This is a genomic window from Paraflavitalea pollutisoli (assembly GCF_029360705.1).
Lineage (GTDB): Bacteria > Bacteroidota > Bacteroidia > Chitinophagales > Chitinophagaceae > Paraflavitalea > Paraflavitalea pollutisoli.
Genome location: NZ_JARKMX010000003.1, coordinates 185084 through 203485, shown reverse-complemented (window position 1 = coordinate 203485; position 18402 = coordinate 185084). Strand labels below are relative to the sequence as shown.

The 18402-nt window shown below is 41.9% G+C and carries 19 protein-coding genes; 1 reads left to right on the top strand and 18 read right to left on the bottom strand.

What is annotated here, in order from left to right:
* Positions 1-58 precede the first annotated feature (58 nt).
* The 17 genes from P2W70_RS08615 to P2W70_RS08535 form a co-directional block, all read right to left on the bottom strand.
* Complete coding sequence (locus tag P2W70_RS08615) at positions 59-1300, bottom strand: DNA cytosine methyltransferase (RefSeq protein ID WP_276481034.1); 1242 nt, start codon at positions 1298-1300, stop codon at positions 59-61.
* Between the two features lie 139 nt (positions 1301-1439).
* The gene (locus P2W70_RS08610) at positions 1440-2114 is read right to left on the bottom strand and encodes an HhH-GPD family protein (protein ID WP_276481033.1); all 675 of its coding nucleotides are present in this window, start codon (positions 2112-2114) and stop codon (positions 1440-1442) included.
* A 182-nt stretch (positions 2115-2296) separates the two neighbouring features.
* Positions 2297-2647 (bottom strand): helix-turn-helix domain-containing protein, encoded by a 351-nt coding sequence (locus P2W70_RS08605; RefSeq protein ID WP_276481032.1) that lies wholly within the window; start codon positions 2645-2647, stop codon positions 2297-2299.
* 352 nt (positions 2648-2999) lie between these two features.
* Complete coding sequence (locus tag P2W70_RS08600; protein ID WP_276481031.1) at positions 3000-4427, bottom strand: hypothetical protein; 1428 nt, start codon at positions 4425-4427, stop codon at positions 3000-3002.
* 19 nt (positions 4428-4446) lie between these two features.
* A complete protein-coding gene (gene traN, locus P2W70_RS08595; RefSeq protein WP_276481030.1) occupies positions 4447-5274 on the bottom strand; it encodes a conjugative transposon protein TraN in 828 nt (275 codons plus the stop codon).
* Between the two features lie 40 nt (positions 5275-5314).
* Positions 5315-6601: a conjugative transposon protein TraM gene (gene traM / locus P2W70_RS08590; RefSeq protein WP_276481029.1), complete on the bottom strand. Its 1287-nt coding sequence runs from the start codon at positions 6599-6601 to the stop codon at positions 5315-5317.
* On the bottom strand, positions 6585-7076 hold the full coding sequence (locus tag P2W70_RS08585) for a hypothetical protein (protein ID WP_276481028.1): 492 nt from the start codon (positions 7074-7076) through the stop codon (positions 6585-6587). The genes traM and P2W70_RS08585 overlap by 17 nt, the downstream gene beginning before the upstream one ends.
* Before the next feature lie 3 nt (positions 7077-7079).
* Positions 7080-7697, bottom strand: coding sequence for a conjugative transposon protein TraK (traK, locus tag P2W70_RS08580; protein ID WP_276481027.1), 618 nt, complete (start codon positions 7695-7697; stop codon positions 7080-7082).
* A gap of 62 nt (positions 7698-7759) precedes the next feature.
* Complete coding sequence (gene traJ / locus P2W70_RS08575; protein WP_276481026.1) at positions 7760-8845, bottom strand: conjugative transposon protein TraJ; 1086 nt, start codon at positions 8843-8845, stop codon at positions 7760-7762.
* 50 nt (positions 8846-8895) lie between these two features.
* Entirely contained in the window at positions 8896-9528 is a 633-nt protein-coding gene (locus P2W70_RS08570; RefSeq protein ID WP_276481025.1) for a TerB family tellurite resistance protein, read from the bottom strand.
* Positions 9529-9532: 4 nt separating this feature from the next.
* On the bottom strand, positions 9533-10171 hold the full coding sequence (locus P2W70_RS08565; protein ID WP_276481024.1) for a hypothetical protein: 639 nt from the start codon (positions 10169-10171) through the stop codon (positions 9533-9535).
* Positions 10158-10829, bottom strand: coding sequence for a conjugal transfer protein TraI (locus P2W70_RS08560; protein ID WP_276481023.1), 672 nt, complete (start codon positions 10827-10829; stop codon positions 10158-10160). The genes P2W70_RS08565 and P2W70_RS08560 overlap by 14 nt, the downstream gene beginning before the upstream one ends.
* Before the next feature lie 29 nt (positions 10830-10858).
* Complete coding sequence (locus P2W70_RS08555; RefSeq protein WP_276481022.1) at positions 10859-13291, bottom strand: TraG family conjugative transposon ATPase; 2433 nt, start codon at positions 13289-13291, stop codon at positions 10859-10861.
* An 18-nt stretch (positions 13292-13309) separates the two neighbouring features.
* The gene (locus P2W70_RS08550) at positions 13310-13624 is read right to left on the bottom strand and encodes a DUF4133 domain-containing protein (RefSeq protein ID WP_276481021.1); all 315 of its coding nucleotides are present in this window, start codon (positions 13622-13624) and stop codon (positions 13310-13312) included.
* Positions 13625-13634: 10 nt separating this feature from the next.
* Positions 13635-13961: a DUF4134 domain-containing protein gene (locus tag P2W70_RS08545; protein ID WP_276481020.1), complete on the bottom strand. Its 327-nt coding sequence runs from the start codon at positions 13959-13961 to the stop codon at positions 13635-13637.
* 343 nt (positions 13962-14304) lie between these two features.
* The gene (locus tag P2W70_RS08540; RefSeq protein WP_276481019.1) at positions 14305-14724 is read right to left on the bottom strand and encodes a hypothetical protein; all 420 of its coding nucleotides are present in this window, start codon (positions 14722-14724) and stop codon (positions 14305-14307) included.
* Positions 14725-16038: 1314 nt separating this feature from the next.
* Positions 16039-16911 (bottom strand): RteC domain-containing protein, encoded by an 873-nt coding sequence (locus P2W70_RS08535; RefSeq protein WP_276481018.1) that lies wholly within the window; start codon positions 16909-16911, stop codon positions 16039-16041.
* A 233-nt stretch (positions 16912-17144) separates the two neighbouring features.
* Between P2W70_RS08535 and P2W70_RS08530 the strand changes: the two genes are divergently transcribed.
* Complete coding sequence (locus P2W70_RS08530; RefSeq protein ID WP_276481017.1) at positions 17145-17567, top strand: hypothetical protein; 423 nt, start codon at positions 17145-17147, stop codon at positions 17565-17567.
* A 14-nt stretch (positions 17568-17581) separates the two neighbouring features.
* On the opposite strand, the gene P2W70_RS08525 is transcribed toward P2W70_RS08530, so the two are convergent.
* Entirely contained in the window at positions 17582-18160 is a 579-nt protein-coding gene (locus P2W70_RS08525) for a hypothetical protein (RefSeq protein ID WP_276481016.1), read from the bottom strand.
* Between the last annotated feature and the right edge of the window lie 242 nt (positions 18161-18402).

The following is an 18402-nucleotide window of genomic DNA, read 5'->3' as shown; positions in this document are numbered from 1 at the left end:
TGAACATTCATGAGATTGGTTCCCAAAAGGATAATTTAGATATTCAATTGTATCCAACTCAAGTTGATATATGCTGTATTAATTGCTTTAGAACAAGGCCACTTTGTTCGCTAAATAACGGAGGTATAGCATTACCGATCTGAGTATATCTTGGCACTTCCTGAACCCTTAACTTACTTCCAGTGGTATACTTTCCTCGAATTTCAAACCAATCCGGAAAACTCTGTATTCGTGCATATTCTCTAACAGTCAATATTCTTGGTTCAGAATAGTGTATGTAATCGTCAGGTAGGGTTGTAATTGTAGGAGCTTTATGTTTTGCAGATAAAGGGATGATAGTATGTTTCTTTATGTTGTATTTCTTCCTTGCAGTTTTACTGATATTTTTATTAGCAACCTGCGTGTTTAATAAATATTTGAATCTTTTTACTATTTCAGGCTTGTGATTAGGGAAACTATGACTGTCTGGAATTTCCAAGCAACAGCCGCTTCTAAAGTATTCCTGATATTTGGAACGAGGAGTAGCATAGAGCCCACTGCGGAATTGTTTACCACGGTCAGGAGTTGGAACTAATTTATCTAAATCATTGCCTTTTATTAGATCAGAAATTGCATTTGCTAAATTAGGGCTCTGTGGCAGGTCTTTATTATTTAAAAATCCTTTTTTATTTAACCTAAGCTGCTTAAAAAATGCCTTTGCAACTATATTATACTGTTGAGCAATATCTCTTCTTATACCGACCAAAATAAACCGGGTTCTTTTTTGTGGTACTCCAAATTCAGAAAAATCTACCATCTGGCCTTCAACATCGTATTTCAAGAACTTAAGAACTCTCAGAACATATTGGGAGTATGCATATCCCTTAGTCTTATTCGTTTTAAACTCCTGCGTAAAGCCCTTAACATTTTCAAAAAATATCATTTTAGGCCGTACATACATTATAAATCGAAGGTATGATCGAATAAGTTCATTTCGGACGTCATTCTCTTTGCGTAACCCGGCTGTGGAAAAACCTTGACATGGGGGACCTCCAGTAACAAGGTCTATAGAGTTTTGCAAACCGATCAGTTGGTCCTTGAAATCAATTAAAACCTGATTAATATCAAGATTTTTTTTCGGTAACCAGGAAGGCCAGTTAAAATGATTGTGCTTTTTGATCAAGTTATGTTCAAGGGTGTCGAAGGCATAGGGGCTTTTTTCGATAGCAAATAATCCTCTCCAACCAGCATTATGTAAACCTAAAGAAAGCCCTCCACATCCGGCAAATAGGTCAATATGAGTCAAGTAATTTTGTTCCAAGTTGCAACAGGTTAGTATATCCCACAAATTTAATAATTCTAGGAAACAAAACAACTTTTACACAATACTGATTATCAACACTTTGATAAAACACAAACTCTTGAATGCTAACTTATTTAGCCAATATGTAAACCAATTTTTATAACAAACGGCGTCTAACACTTTTAATGAAAGCACATTTTCTTGCAAGAAAACAAGTTTTGCAGATTGGGTTTCTTGCTTTGCAAGTAATTGCTGCAAAATCGAGAATTGCCCAATTTAATTCCTTAGAATGGTTGTGCTTTACGACTTTAAAAGCCAACTTCTGCAAATAAGGGTCATAGCGAATATCTGCCATTGTTCTTTCTCCAATGTACCTTTCTAACACTCGAGACATATTTACATCAAGCAAAGGAAACGGCTTATCATAAAGGAGAAGTTCTACAGCATTGGCCATATACTGTCCCATGAAAGGCATACTTTCTAATTCTCTTCTATCAGTAGGCAGGACCTCATTTCGTTTAATCATTTCCAGGGCAAGACTTTTTAATCGCTTTGATCGCTGAGCGTAAAGTCCTACCGGTTTCAAATAGTGTTCAATATCAGAAACGTTTGCTAAGGATAGGGCTAACCAGTTAGGAAAATGTTGTATAAATTTTGGGTAAAATTTTGATACTGTTTCTGCTTTAGTCCGTTGCAATAATACTTCTGCAATAATAGTTTGATAAGGAGTTAACCTTCTTTCTCGCCAAGGAAAATGCCGACCATTTGTAGCAAACCAAGCAAGAAGCTTTTCTTGAAATTCACTAATATTTTTCGTTGTTGCTGCAGCCACAATTAAAATTATCCAAATATTTCCATTTCTCCACCCTGATTAAACCTCCCAAAAATACAAAACTCGTATTGATCAAATAAGTAGTATTCCCTGCAACTATAATAGCATTAAGATATTTACGATTCTTCGTCCTACATTATCTAAAACACATTTTTGGATACCCGTCAATAATACTTCATAAACTATTTGCTAGAAGACAAAAGCGCTTCAATATCCTGCCACAAAAAGAAGACCCTTGACCTTATCTTCAGTGGCTTGAGCTTTCCAAGCTTGCACCAGTCATAAACTGTTGGTTTAGTAACCTGGAACAACTTGCAGACTTCAGCCATTTTATAAAGAGGTTTCTGTGTTAAACCGGGCGTCTCATGCAAATGCTGGTTTGTTGGAGGTTTTGCAGACGTGGCAGCGGATACGACCTTTTCAAACTCTTCTTTAATTACATGCCTTATTGTTGCCCAGAATTCGTCCGTTTCATAGGGAATTAAAATTGGCGATTTAACAACCGGCTTTTCCTCACCATTAACAATATTCATAAGTAACATTTTAAAAAATTCGACTTCAACTGTTAAATGCAGAGCTTAAGCTCCAATTTTTTCACCCATCCAATTTCCGCAAGTATATTTTACTGGGTATGCTTGGATTAAACGATGCAATTACAGTAATATAATAACCAGCTTTTAAATCCTTCATCAGCTGGTAATACAACCTTTTGGAACTGATCTTGGATAACTTCCGTAATTCCGAAGCATAAGCCTTGACAGGGTTTCCTGATTTATTGGATAGGTACAATAATGCTGCAAATAAACTGATGTGGGAAGGACCGATCTTTGGGTCCTCCCCTGCCAGCTCAAGAAACGTCAATATAGACAACCCCGATTCCACTGTTTAATGCTTATGCGAAGGCTTAACTTTTTGCTTTGCCTCATCCGTCGCGGCAACCTTGTTTATATCCTTTTGAGTCTCCTTCTGGGTCTCATTGCTTTTCTCACCGGCTTGCATAACCTGACCGCCTTCAACCTTTTCCCCAGCCTGCTTTTGCTTATTGGCAAAAAGTTCTACAAGTTTATCCGCAAGTTCATTAGTGATAAGCCCCTTTGCGACCTGTTGCTCCAGGGGAATTTCTTTTTTGTCCTTATCAAATATTCTCATCGAACCGGTACGAATTGAAATGGATTGATAGTAGTCTTCTTTTTTGCCAGAATTGTCGACCAATTTCACCTTCTGCAAATTCCCCCTTTCGAATCCCTCGGCCAATTGGGCCATTTTTTGAGGATCCCCCGCATCGGCATAGGAATATCCGCTCATCGTTTTGGCAAGACTGAAACCGTAGTTCTTATCGAACCTGTCGGTGGCATAGTTTCCATTCTGCAATTTCTTGCTTAGGTTGATCTTATTCCACTCATCGTTGTTCTTGTCATAAATGGGTCGGCCAGATAGGAAATTGAAAGCTCGTTTTTGTGTCCACTGCTGTGGTTGCCTACGTCCGCTTTCTTCCTCTCCAGGCTTCGGGCGGTTATTGTTGTAAAAGGTTTGCTTAACAGTCGATCCGTTGGGTTTTTCCTTCTCCAGATCAAATTTGTTCAGGAAATAGCGATCACCTTCTTTGGTCTTATTCAAATGCAACGTACCTTTCACTTGCTCGCCGTCAATGACAGGAGTAATAATTTCACGGATTTTCGGTAGACCATCGCTCATCTGCTTAACCACTTCCGAAGTAAAGTGATCCAACATTCCAGCAGCCTTAAACTGGCGCTGATTGAATTCAAAGTCTTCACTCTTCATAATCTTTTGTTTTATCTCCAAAAATTCAGGCACTCTGACTGTATACCGAGGTACATACCTTTCCCACATGCTTTGTATTAAAGCCCTTTTTTCAACCTCAGCAAACACGCACAGATCACTTGTTAGCTGCTTAACCTCCTGCGCGCCTTTCTCTCTTACCCCACGGTCGTCGCTGTAATCATAGGTCCAGTCTATCTTTTGCATTCGATCCTTTGTATTACCTAGTTCTCCCCAGTGCCTGATCAAATCATCGAGCTTGATTGACTCACTCGGACCAAGAAATACTGAATACAACAGTTTTGCCGCAGCATCCAATATGTGAAACATGGTAGGCAGCTCAAAATTCCGTATTCCACCATCAGTTTTGCCACCATCCCAAATTTTCGGCTGGTCCGCTGCAAAACCAAATTGAATGTTCTTTGAACTGATGACATTACTTTCGCCAATGAATACTGTGTCAGCCTTTCTATATACCAACTGGTCACCAGCCTGGTCGCGTAAAGACAGTAGATCTTTTCGAGCAACTTCCATATATTTCACTTAAATGATCCTACAGGCTTCGCGCCTGCAAAAGAGTACCATTTCTGAGTACTAGTTCCAAATCACGCCCCCCATTCTTTTCCTTCACAAGCACTCGCAACTCTTGATTTCCTGATAAAGTGAACGCCGGTATGACTATGGCAAACCTGGTGGGACTTCCGCTACTAGTTGTCTTAAATGGAGAAAAAGGGGTAGGAGTCAACTCTTTTACTTGTATGGCGGTACGACGAGCTTGCTTTTTCTCTTTGACGAAGAACTTTACATATTCAATGTCGAAATCAACAAGCGACCTATTCTTTAATTCAAACGAAAACCAAAGATGACGTTGCCCGAAATGAATCCCTCCAAGCCGTAATTTCATAAACTGACTCTTTTTACTTCGATGAAGGAAAAATCCAGCCTTCAACACCGCCTCGGTAGTTTCTGCGACAACATCTTCGGCTAGATCAACTCCCGAAAGCCGAATGGGAGAAGCGAGGGAGTCACTACAAAATGATAAAGTAAGAAAACGTGGGCTTGCTGAGAAATTCACCAAGAATGAATAAAACCGGCCATCGGCAGTAATCACCGATAGATTGCTTTGTTTAAACTCCTTTGCCGCCTTAATCTGCAAAACATTCTCGACACCCCGCGCTTTCTGAGCTAGGATATCACTTGAACCTCTGTCCACGCTCTTTATAGCAAAAGGAAATATCAAGTTCGTAGTTAAATCACTTGAAATCTCCAATCCAATTGGATTGATTATTTCGACTTTAAAGCCACCGGACAATAACTGCTGCGCCATTAAACCTGAGTACACAAACGAGATGATTGCCACCATCAACACATATCTTTTCATCACATGCAATTTTAAAGTAATAAAATAAGCTGCCTGTATCTTACCTTTCGCGGCCATTTGCGTCCATCAACAATACTTCATAGTTACCCGGCACATTAACCCTCACCAAACGTGCTTTTCGACCTACGAGCGTTTTAGCTGCTTGCAACCCAGCACTGGCGGCCTGAGCACCCAGGGACGGATCAAGAGAAGCTATTCCCAGATTCTGAATAGCCTGATCGGCTGTTTGCTTGCTAACCTCTCGATTTATAGAACCAGGTACATAGATACCTTCTAAACCGTCCAAATCATAGGCAGACAATGACACTGGATAAATGTTGCCTTCATATTTAAGAGAAGCAATGGCAATACGCATACGATCGCCATCGATGCTTGCTACACCGTAGACAAATGTGTGGCGCGGGATCAATTCACCCCTTATATATACATCATCGGTTAACATGAGCTTGATGGTAGTACCACTAACTAAAGTTTGAAATTCAGGGACTATAGCCCTAATTGAACGCTGGTCGGAGATCTGTTTCCGGCCATCTTCGAGACCATAAAAGCGGGCATTTTCCGTCCGTAGTAAGCCAACCGTATCTGATGGAGCCACATTAGACAACAGGGAGACCCCATTTTCCGAAGGATAAGCAGTTACTGGAAACACGCTCGTTTTGTGTTCAAAAGACCTTTCTTTCAGCTTTTCCCTGACCCTCTCCGGATGTTGCACATCCAGGATTCGCTCTAATACGCCATTAATCTGTGAAAACTCATTTCCTCCATTATCTGCACTTACTGATGCCATCATTCGCTCTAACCTATCCACATCAGCATTGCTCGTTGTGGGCGCAGCCTGGTCAACAAGCGTCGCGGGCCTTTGCCGACGGTTCAATTCATTATCTAGTTCCGCCAGCTTCTTGTACACCCGTTGTTCGTTGGCGTCTACCGCAGCGCTTTCTAAAGGGCTACTGCTCGTGTTAGGATACGGTTCATACTTATACCTCGACGTACTGCTACTGCCAGTGTCCTGCCGTACAGCTTGCTGATTGTCGTTAATCCGATATGGATCTGCCCGTTCACCAGCTCTACGGAGCGCCGAGTCCTTGTCGGCCTTTTCGTAAAATGCCAACTTATTCCAATTGCTGTCGGCAGATGGTGCCGCGTCAGGCAACTTTGCATTAAAACCACGTTGCTCTACCTGCTTAGCTGGTGCATCCTTCCCTATGATCCCGGCTGAATAACCCACGAAAGTCAAAAAAGGCAATACCAGTAATGGCAGTAGCAATAAAAATTTCCGCTGTTTTAAAAATTTCTGAGAATGTCTGATTTCATTTTTCTTTTCCATACCCCACATTTTTATCGTGTCCCTCGTGAATACCAATTATATACTCAATACTATCCAAGATGCCCGGATGCTCTTCAATGATCCGGTCGTACTGCTGCCTTCCGACCGGGCTTCTCCTCAAACTATCCAGATAGTCCCTGAAGCCCATAAGCCTTTTATATTCTTCAACACTCAATAGCTTCAAGCGATCCTGGATAATCCGGTCGTTTGGCGCAATAATGTGCTCGGGTACTAAAATCTGGTCTACAGCAATCGTAGTGGCACTTTGCAGAAATAGCAAGTAGAAACCAACGCCTCCGTAAAACATGCAAAACACCATCAGGCCGATCTTTATAGACCTGCGGGACCAGCCTGCTGCACGCTTATTTAACTTCCCGGCCAACAAGCGAAGTTTTGCTTCCATCCACAAACCTCCCTTTAACAGGAACTTATCTGCTGAGGAAGGACGCCCAGGCTTTTTAAATATTCTGAACATGATTTATCGATTTGAAATACTTAGATCTTTGTTTTCCAATACAGTCCACCGCTCAATTTGAAAGCCGTGAGGATTATTATCACTACGACCCATGTTTCGTAAATACCCTTCTGTCACAAGTGACCTGGTGACAATAGAAGACGAGCGGATGATTCGCTGACTTCCCATGTACCTAAAACGGTATGGATACTGCTTCACATCTATTGTAATGCTCTCGACGTGGACTTCTTGACTGATATTGGCCGAAATGATATTAGAATAGTAACCCTGCTCCTTCAAATTAAGATATTGGCGCTTTGCACTTTCGTCAGCCAGATAAAGCGAATTAGTAATATTATTTTTGATAATTTGCTCATCTGGATCCAACGTAAAAAAATAATAGTGGAACATCTTAACATGATCCCTTGCTTCAACAGGCACATTTTCCTTTCTATCGGAGGCAATCGCCTCCAATACTTTTCCATTCACAAGAACATAAATCCTATTTTGGGTCGTTTCGGTTAACTGAAATGACTTGTATAGACTTAAACCACAAAGCGACAAAGAGGCAACAATCACGATCAACGTAAATAAACGTATGTATTGGAATGACCTTTCAATACTTTTTACCTTTGGAAACATAACTACCACATTTTCTTACTCCACAAATATTTAACCCACACCGAGTTCTGTAATCAGATTACCTAGCCCGTAATCTTACTCTGAATGAAGCTCGCCGGCCCAGACACGACAGCGGTTGCCGCCCCCTTGGCATCATTAGCAAACTTGCCAGTAAGGGCATCAGCACCTGTTACGTGCATAATTTGATTGGCAATGGCAGGGACTGTTGTATATCCATAAATTCCTATAATCAGAAATACCAAATAGCCCATATCCGTACGACTGAAAAAGGTATCACCATTTTGAGAAATCTGAGACAGATCGAGCTTTAGCATGTTAATCTGAATCGTGGCGATTATCATCCCGAAAATATTACTGATCGGCAGCCACATGAAAACATTGATGTAACGGGCCAGCCAGTGCTTAACGGTATGCTGAAAGCCATCAAACGTACTTAGTCCAAAAACGAATGGCCCCAAAATCGACAAAATGACCAAGTTAAAGGTGCGTAGCGTGTTAATACATAGGGAAACAGCTGCAAAAAGCATCTGCAAGACTTCCGCAATCACCTCCTTTACAGCATTTCGGAAAGCATACCCAGCCTTGGCAAACGAAAACGACAAACTTGTGTGAATTCCGGAAAGCCACCCTTCACTTTCCGGCATCTCCTTATCGTAGGTGTACTTATACCATTTGGATTTATCCCCATCACCTGTTGGACCAACATACATTTGATATACGTCTGTAGTCTTAATAGCGGCATCTTTTTGCTTGAGAAGCGTTTCGATAGTGTAATTCGAGTTCGTCACAAGTTCCTTGGTGCCTGTAACTGTGGGCTTCATCACACCATTAATAACTCCCAATACCAATGGAAAATTCATAATACAAAATCCCAAAACGAATGGCCTAAACAAAGGGTAAAAGTCTATGGGCTCAGTCCGGGCCAGGTGTCCCCAAACGCGATAGGCAATGTAAAACAGCGTGGCAAACGCAGCAATGCCAGCACTTACATTCTTTAGTTTAGCACAAAGCGGCATCAGCTCATCATACAGCTTATCCAACACAGAATGCAAACTATCCAACGTACCTGATATAGTATTGTTATTCTGTGCCAAACCAACCACAGGCAGCACCAACCCTATTAGAAAAAACACAACACTTTTTTTCATACTTCACTTTTTTCACTCTCTACAATAAACTATGTTGACAAACACCGTCACTATTTAACCCCTTCAATCTGCTTCATTCGATTTGCCTCGATCTGCTCCTTTTTCCGTTGCAGCAACAACAGGCTTGTCGAATTATTAAAATCACGTAGAAAAACCAATTTATCTTCCATCTCCAGGAAAATCTTGTCAATCTCCACCAATCGCTCCTCATCCGACATCCTAAGCCGGTTAGCTGTTATCACCGTCAATAAATCCTCAAGATTCTCCAATGACGAATTAAAGAGCCGGGTATAGACATTACCCAAATACCTGACCTCATCGGGACGAAAGAGGGTCGAACCTCGAAACTCACTAAACGCACTCTTATATTCCTTGACAAGCCGCACCTGGTAGTCAATAATATCTGCTACCCGACGATACTTTCTCACTGCTGGGCTAACCGCCATGAGTCCGTCTAAAAAAACCTTATGCAACTGAAAATTCCCCTGACTAAGACCTCGCACAACGTTGTAACCATTGGTAAGGATTTCATATCCCTTCTTCATATCCGACAGCATTTGCCTGAACTGAGCCAACTTCTCAATATTCAGCGCCAATTGTTGCAGTTCCTGCACTTGGGCAGTAGCGCGAAAATTTAAAAGCAAACTCGTCGTCAATGAAATAACCACGATGAACTTTACCATACACTCATTTTAAATCATACACACCTTTCATTCTACCGTACTCCATGCTTTCCTTCTTCATTTGCAAAAGCAGTTTCCCGGTATCGGTCGACCAATTCGTAATGAAACTATGCCTCTCCTCCATTTCCCGATGGATCTCGTCAATCCTACGAATGCGCTCATCGTCGGATAGTTTCAGCACATTAGCTGCGAGTAAATCAGCCAGGTCCGATAATAATGCCAGACAACCTGCGATCTGCAGCGCAGTAATTCTATTCGAATAGGTCACCATCCCCGCCGACAGCAAACCCTCACTTGCCAAAGCCCGTTTATTACGATTGCAGGTTTCAATAATCCCCGTTGCCAATACCATGATGTCTATTACGTGAGGATAATTCCGAATTCGCGGATTAATTGTCACTAACCCATCAAAAAACAATCGATCAAGTTTCAGGTGTCCATTTTTCACTTCGCTGATAAATCCCAGTCCCCGCCGCGCCACGGAATACCCTTTTTGCAGGTATTCAATATAAACCTTACCGGCAGCTATATGTTCCAGGTACATTTTGATTTGTCTACTCTGCCCCTGGCCAATACTGAATCTTCCAACGAAAAAAACTAGAACGACCAAACACTTCATGAAATATGTGCTACTTAATTCCATAAATCTCCTTTACACGTTTTACCTCGGTGGCATCTTTTGCACGTTGCAGGGAAAGCTGAACGTTTTCAGCATTAAACATCCGCAGATCAGCAAGATTTCCATCGATAGCGGAGGCGACCCTGTTAATAACCTCAAGCCGTTTGCCATCCGTCATTTCGGTATTCAAAGACTTGATCACTAAAAACAACTGATCAATGTTCTTTATGCTCTGATCCAGGATGCCCGAATAGACTTGTACCATGTATTCAATCTCCTTTGTGGTGAAGTGTTTGTCTTGACGAAAAAGCCGAAGCGCAGCTTTGTATTCGTCGACTATAGCCAATTGCTGCTGCATGATCACCTTGACTTTCTTGTACCCTGAAATTGCTTCCTTCACCTTTCTCAGTTCATCGAAATAGCTAGCGTACTGCTCTTTGTGCTTCTCCACCCACCCGGATATCTCATCCAGCTTTAATTTGGATAGAGTATTTTCCAACGCTTTTTGCGCATTTTGCAACCAGATAGTCTTGTTTTGCAAACGCTGTACAGCCAAATCCGCAGCTTTAATGGCCGCAATCAAAGCCTGCTTTACAACATCCCATATAAAAGCATGGCTTTTCTGTGTTGGGGCAACAGTCAACACCACACAAAATGCGATAGCACAAATCCATTGTTTCATACAACCTCCTATTTCGTTTGATAAATTCGCTAAGCGGCATGCTCTTCAACCAGTGCGGAAATTCCCTTTTCCATACTACCATATCGTCGAGCGTATTCCATAACCATAACACGTTCTTTACCCTCTGTGGTGAATGCGAAATACTCCTCCCTCGCCAGCTCGTTCCTGAATACCTTCATGATCTTCCCGCCAATTTCAATATATATCTCCCGGTCATCCCGATTTACACTGAGCAAAATCTCCTTACCCTTCTCAGACATGCCCAAAACAGACTGAAGCTGGTCAAATTTGTTTTGAAACTTTCTCATGTCCATGAGAATTTTAATGTCGCAATTGGCGATGATTGCATCTTTGATTACGGGAGAACTGATCAAATCGTCCAACTCCTGCGTAACAACGGCAGGGATGCCGTCAAACTTTCGCATTGTCTTATAGGCATACTTTACAAATTGCGCCATGCCCGCGTTGGCAATAGCTTTCCAGGCTTCGTCAATAAGAAAACATTTCCGCTTTCCTTTTAATTGCCGCATCTTAGAAATGACCATCTCCATGACCAATAGTGTGCAAACTCCAAAAAGAATAGGATGGTCTTTTAAATTGTCCATCTCAATAACAACAAAAGGCTGATTCAACAAATCCTGTTTTCCATCGGAATTGAGGAGATACCCATACTCACCATCGGCATAGTAGGGCCGCAGGACGTATAAGAAATTAGCCAGATCGAAATCACGGTCTTTGACGTTATACTGTTCAATTTCCGCCGCGTACTCGTTTTGCAGGTAATCATAAAAAGTATTGAACGAAGCAGCGACTGTAGAATCCTGCTCAAGCTTTCGATAATACCCCTGCAAGGCGTTGCTCAATGCGACATACTCGCTCCGCTGGAATTGTTCATGCTCCTGCTTCCATAGGGCAACGAGAAGAGATTTAAGACTTTCCTTCTTTTCAGTATCCAGGCGTTGCCCGGGCGGAAGATAAAACGGGTTAAATTGAATAGGAGTATCCTCCTTATACTCGAAATAGTATCCACCCACCAGCTCGCAAAGTGCCCGGTAGCTGCCGCCAATATCGCATACTACACAATGAGCCCCCTGATTGTACAATGAATGCAGAATATGGTTAGCTGTCATGCTCTTGCCGCCGCCTGATGTACCACAAATCAGCATTCCCATATTACTGGAAACTCCCATTTTCCGGGGGCGGTCAAACAGGTCGATAAATACAGGCCGATTCGTCAAACGATCACAGAACCTTATTCCACCTTCCGGGTCACTCCGATAGTTACCCTCCAGGTGCAAAAAACAACAAGCCTGTTCAGCAAACGTTATAAATGTATCGTTACTGGGAAAATCAGCTGCGTTACCCGGAATGCCCGCCCAGAATATTTGTGGCGCTCCAATAGTCTCCAACTTTGCCGTCGCGTCCAATTGCGCTAGCGCACCAGTAATACTATTTCTGGCTTCCTGCAAACTGTTACGGTCTTCAGACCAGGTCAAAATGTTAAAATGCGCATTTACAGGAAGTCGCTGGTGGGTAATAGCTTCGTTTAGAAAATCGTCAGTAGCCTCCTTCGAAATAGCATTCTCCCGGCTATACTGGGAAAGCGACTGATGGCGAAGACGCTTGCTTTCCATCTTCTTCACAGTCGATTGCGCATCGCCAACAAAAATGTACTGGTTATATATATGGTTACAATCCAGTAGCAGCCCAAGAGGCGTGGCAAACCCGATACTGAATTTTGTACGGTCAGTCGAAAATGGTTCATAAGTGATACGTGGGCCGCAAACATGCGGCAAATCGTCACTGCTGCCCAGAGAATACAGTTGGCAAAACTTTGAACCTACGCGCAACTCGTCCCTAAACTGAATGTCTTTAACCAATGTCTGCTCCGGCTGCTCTGCCAGAAAAAGATATTGCTCAAGCAAACCGGCCCTTTTTCCTGTACTTAACAAGTCCGATTGCCGCAACCGAACCATATCAATACCACAATCCGCCAAAACACGCTGAAACTGACCACCAATTTCTTCAAACTCACGAATTGCTGCTACATTTAGAACCTGATCGGCAAAGAGATTGGGCCGGATGAGATTACTGAATAAAGAAGTCGCTTTTTTCCGGCTGGTTGACCTACGGGTAAGAAATAAGTAGCATTGGTGGCGAAGGTAGCGGCGACCGGCAAAATGCCGGTCCGCCCTGCCTTCCAAAAACCCCTTGCCATTACCAGGTAGAGGTTGATACTGATCTCTTGTGAACCAGTCTTGCTTATGAAAAACTGTTTCCTTCGGGAGTAGCTTAATAGCCTTGATAAAGGCCTGATGAATAGTTTCGAAGTCATCTGCCGACGAGGTAAATACCTCCGGCAAACTTACCTTAAAGCCGATAGTTACATCACCTTGCTTACTGACGATCGAATCTTGCTCGACCTCCAGTATAGGAAGCATGTCATTCAACCACTTTTCCATCTTCACATTTTTAGCACTTCACATTTTGATAAAACACTGTCTCGACTTGCACCGGATTACCTTTGGAATGCTCCGCCTTGCCATGTTTTTCATCATCCCATGCTCACCATACTTTTTACTGAGCTTGAAAACATAGTAGAAGACCATCCCCGCGGTAGCTCCGACAACAAACAAGCATACGTAAGAATTAACACCGATGATGTACATAGCTACATAAAGTATTAGGCAAAGTAGCAATCCGCCGCCCAGATACCAGATGTATTGCGCCTTCAATCCTTTGAATTCGATGCTACGGTTAACACCTTTATTAATCTTATATACACTTGCTGCCATCACGGTCGTTTTAAGCAATCCCAAAGAATGATTTAATAACTGTAGCCACCACAACCAGAAACACACAAGCCCCAAACCAGGCCGCCGCCACACTACTGGTGTCCGGATGTCCGCCTGCCCATTTTTGATAAACGCGAACAGCTCCGATCAAACCTAGTATGCCACCCACAGCGTACATCAGGTTGCAACCGACTGCGAAGTACCCCCGGACCTTTGTATTAGCCTCCTCAATACCGGCCTTCCCATCCTGGGCGAAAACACAAATAACAACTAAAGAAAAGACTGCGCATAGCAGTGCCACCTTGCCTAAAAAGCAATTCACTCCACACATTTTCATAACTCACTTGCTTTATATTGATGATTGGTAAACCAGCAACTAAAGGAAGCGCCGCCTGTACACTCATTCCCACAAACACAACCTCACTGTACTACGGCGGCGCTATTCACACCCACAAAAACACGGACAAGCAAAAAACAAGTCCACCCACACCTCACTCGCACTTGGTTCTCCTGCACTAGTGTAGGTGGACTAAAACCAAACGCCTACAAACAATCAAAAACAAAAAACTACTGACAGACCATTATTCAACATCAATTGAAAAAAACTTTAAAACAACCACCCACACCCTTTTACGCACTTGGTTTTCCTGCAAGGGTGCAGGTGGTTAAAAGCCAACCGCCTACCTCCACAATCGACCTAACACATCCGGACTGACCTCCACATGGCACTTGCTCTCAGCAAGAGAAACCACCAGATCATTAATGCTCAACCTGAAAAAAGGATCTACTAGCGGCGGATACTTTTGTAGAATCGACTTTACACCCGCAACAATCTCTTCTTGCTCCTTGGGAAGATCCAAAGCGGCCTGGTTCATATAAGCATGAACCTCATCCAGCAAAGGCATCGGCTGGAATCCATTACCCTCCACAGGCGCGGCAACTTCGGATGCTTGCAAAGGCGAGCTAGTTACGACTGCCCTGGCAGGCGTCATCTTCATCTTGTTAAATATCTCCTTGCGGAAAAATAGAAGCAGCACTAAAGCATAGTAAACTACCAGGAAAATGCTAACTGCGGAGAGATATGTTGACCATGTAATCATTGTGATTCGTTTCAACAAAAATGCGCCGAAACGAAAAGGTGATTTCACACTACGATTACACTACGGAAAAACTTTTTTTTAAAATCTTGTAAAATCATAAGGGATCCGAGGACATCCCTATAAATTCATAATCAGGAAGCTTTGTAAGTGAGTCCAGAAAAGCATAAGGGATTACAGCGGTTTCATTTTACAACATGGACACAATACGGAGAGAAATATATCTAATATGAAGCACCGTTGGTGCCGTCCTATGCCCGCCAACCAATCACACGGGCAAGCACGGAAATACTAATTTTTTTGGCTATCTAAACTAACCTTATTAGTTTTATATAATGGATCGAGACCCGAGGTATCTTATAGTAAATTCAATGATGAAGGAAAACAAGATAGATCGATATGCGTCGATTTATTCATTATTCCCTAAAACATTAATTGCACAATACCTTGGTACAAATAACGCTAGAATGAATCGTCTGATCCTTACGCCAAAAGAAATGTCGTTGGTAGAAATTGAGAAAATTGCAACTTATTTTGACGTTTCATTGAATGAAATGCTATTCCTAGTAATAAAAATGTGACGATTCATCACTTTTTTCTGTCATTCCTGTACTGCTTGGTGTACGGGGATTTGTCGTTATTTGTGGGATGAGGAACACAAACATCGCCTTACGTCGACTAAAGCGTGGTAAAATCAGATATTTCATGGACCTTTTTCGAGGTAAAGATCCATTAATTAAAAGGAAAGAATTATCTGCTCTCCTCTCAATAAATTCAAAAAAACTAAATTACTTAACTCAACATCCCCAACAGCTGAGTGGCGAGTGTCTTCTCAAAATCGACTATCTACTTAACGTTAAGGAAGATACTACTTTTGACCTCGTAGCTACCCAAATATCATTTTACGCGGAAAAACATCGACTTCGTTGGTATTATAGCTTTGGTGATAAACATGGCTACCTGGTCGCCAGACGTCGGAAAAGCAGGTGGAGGTGAAATATTTGACACACTTTTCGAATCACGTTTCTCAATTTCCTTGGAAGTATTCAATTGCAAATTGAATAGATAAGACTTTCTTTATCGAATAAATTGTCTATTGGGCTGTTAATTGCAGTTTATAGGGAAACACTGTCAATGGAAGTTTCTGGTAAGATAATGGAGAAAAAAAGTTACATGGGCTAAGTGATCACTCAAATCTATCTCTAGCCAACAACGCTTCGACATGATACCTTTAGCATAAAACAATTCGTATAAAAAGAGATATCCAAATATTTCCATCAAAGCCTTGCTTTCCAAAGTCTGAATATTAAAGAGTACCTATTTAAATTGTCGGTTTTCATCCTGCTCGTCGGCATACTTGTCAGAGGTTTCTATCATGTGCTTCAGAAACTGATTACGCACCTTTCTTATTTTTAAGTCGATATTGTATCGGTAGTAATTCCCAAGGTCGATACCAGTTAATTTCTCCACTCGTTTAGCGATCTGACGTAACTGGGCCTTTCCATTATTAAATGCGGACCCGGTGAAAAGGCCATAGAGGATCTCAATAGCCGCCATGCGAGTCGCAGTCCAGACCAATTCATCGTCACTTACCCCCTCATTGACCTTTGATTTTTGATCAAAAAACTTGAGCTCATTGTCCAAGTATATTCTGTACCGCTCATAGGCAAGAAATTCGCCGGTAAGATATGCGGGCACGGTAAGAAACTCATCGTCAAAAAGCCATTGACCAGGATCAGTGATAAGGTTGTTGTCCCGACTACCTTTTAGATAGAATTTCTTATCCATACTTATGGCGCCGCTTCTATAATACCGAAAGAATCCTTCGTTCTTTCGAACCCATTTGTCGACATCTTTGCGTTCAGATTTCAAAGTCTTCTTTCGAGCGCTATCTTCCAAAGTAAGCAACCGAAGCTCCAGCGAGTACAACTTTACATAGTAAAAGAAATACCGAAGTATGCCCGGCAGATGCCGCTTGTAAAATTCAACTTCCTCCTCTTCGTCAAGGAATTTATTATCGCTTACGAATTTTCTAAGTTCCTGAAGAGAGTCTTTCAAATAGGAAAGCATATTTTCAGCAATACGCAGCACGTCGATTCCGGCAGATTCTACCAGTCGCTCCTGCTTTTCAATGGACTTCAGGATGGATTCGCAAAACGCAGCCTTATCTTTCACGGATTCCCTTTTCATAACAAGGCGTTTACAAGGTAATGCACACCTTAACTAACCTCAAAGTCTATGCTACGATAGCTCGCTGATACGCCAAATGAGATAATATCTTGCAGCAGAAAAGAAACTTTAAACAGCAAAAAAAGCCAATCTCTCAAATACGTATTGCCGTCAATTATATTTTTCAACATCAGCCCGAATTTCAATACCTGACACAGATTTTGCTGTATTTCATTCTAACTAAACCATGACGAATGGAGGCTAGCTATGCTGAAAAAAACTGGATTTTCTGGGAAGAGGATTCGACTAAGGGAGCATTCGTAGAAGCGGTATTAATCCTGGCAGATTTTTACTGTCTAGTCAACGACCGGAAGAGTAACGAGTATAAACAAGTCTGCGACCAAATTGCTATCGATCTATGCAATATATTCCATGTATCGATTCAACCCTGCTCCACATTCCAAGAATTCAGGCGTAAGTACAAGGTTGCTGATAGCCATTTCAAAAGTAAGTTCGAGTCTGAACTTGGTAAACTATTAGCATCCTCAGGAATACCTATCCTGCAATTAATGGACAAGCACCCAAGATTTGAAGAAATATGCGATGAAATAGATTCTCGCAGAGTGGCCATACTAATGGCAGAAGCATTATTCCCTAACATTTCGCCCCGTAAATAGGTCAGGCAACGCCACTAATACCAGACAATTGGAATATTTTTCAGCTTATACTCACCTGAGCTATTTATGCCTCCACCATACTGGTAATAGTGTGAGCATACCAAATGAAGCTGACTGATCGACTTACCTAGTTTCTCAAAGTTTGTCACTTTGACAACGAAAATCTTATTTTCACCGGCCGAAAAAGACTGTGGTAAAACAGTCGCCATTGTCATTTCTTTTTCTCCAAACTTTATAGTGGTAACTTGTTTATACCCGGAGTTTGGATTTTCATCGGTCATTTTATTATAGTAGGTGTGAACCTTATACTTTGCTCCTTTGTCCGAAGTAAACCCGAAATTATCCCATCCCCCTACAGAAAGCGAAACATCCACAGTATTTGACCATTTATTCTCAAATTCAATAGAAACAGTTAGGTTGCCTGTCTTCCTATCTCCAGTTGCCTTCACACTGGCAATTGGCAAGTCCTTAATAGGTATAGTCGCTGAGGTATCAGGTACTGGTACTGCATCCTGCGCCATACCTGGCGTACCAATGACGCACATCAAAATAAAGGCGGCTAAAATGCAGGAAATGGCGTTCTTGTTCTTCATACACCGAAAATTGATTTATTAGAAAAATTCAAAAGCAAAGTCACCTTCAATATTACATGCTACCAGTAGAGGGTAATCTATAAAGAAACATTAGGGGGTACTACAAATTTACGCCTCCTGACGCCAAAAACCTGAACGCCTACACGCAATATGTGAATTGGGTGTCAATAACAGACTACAGCAAAAAGGCCATTTTTTTCATTGTCAGCGGAACCTTGGCTACGGCCAGGAAATTTATATTT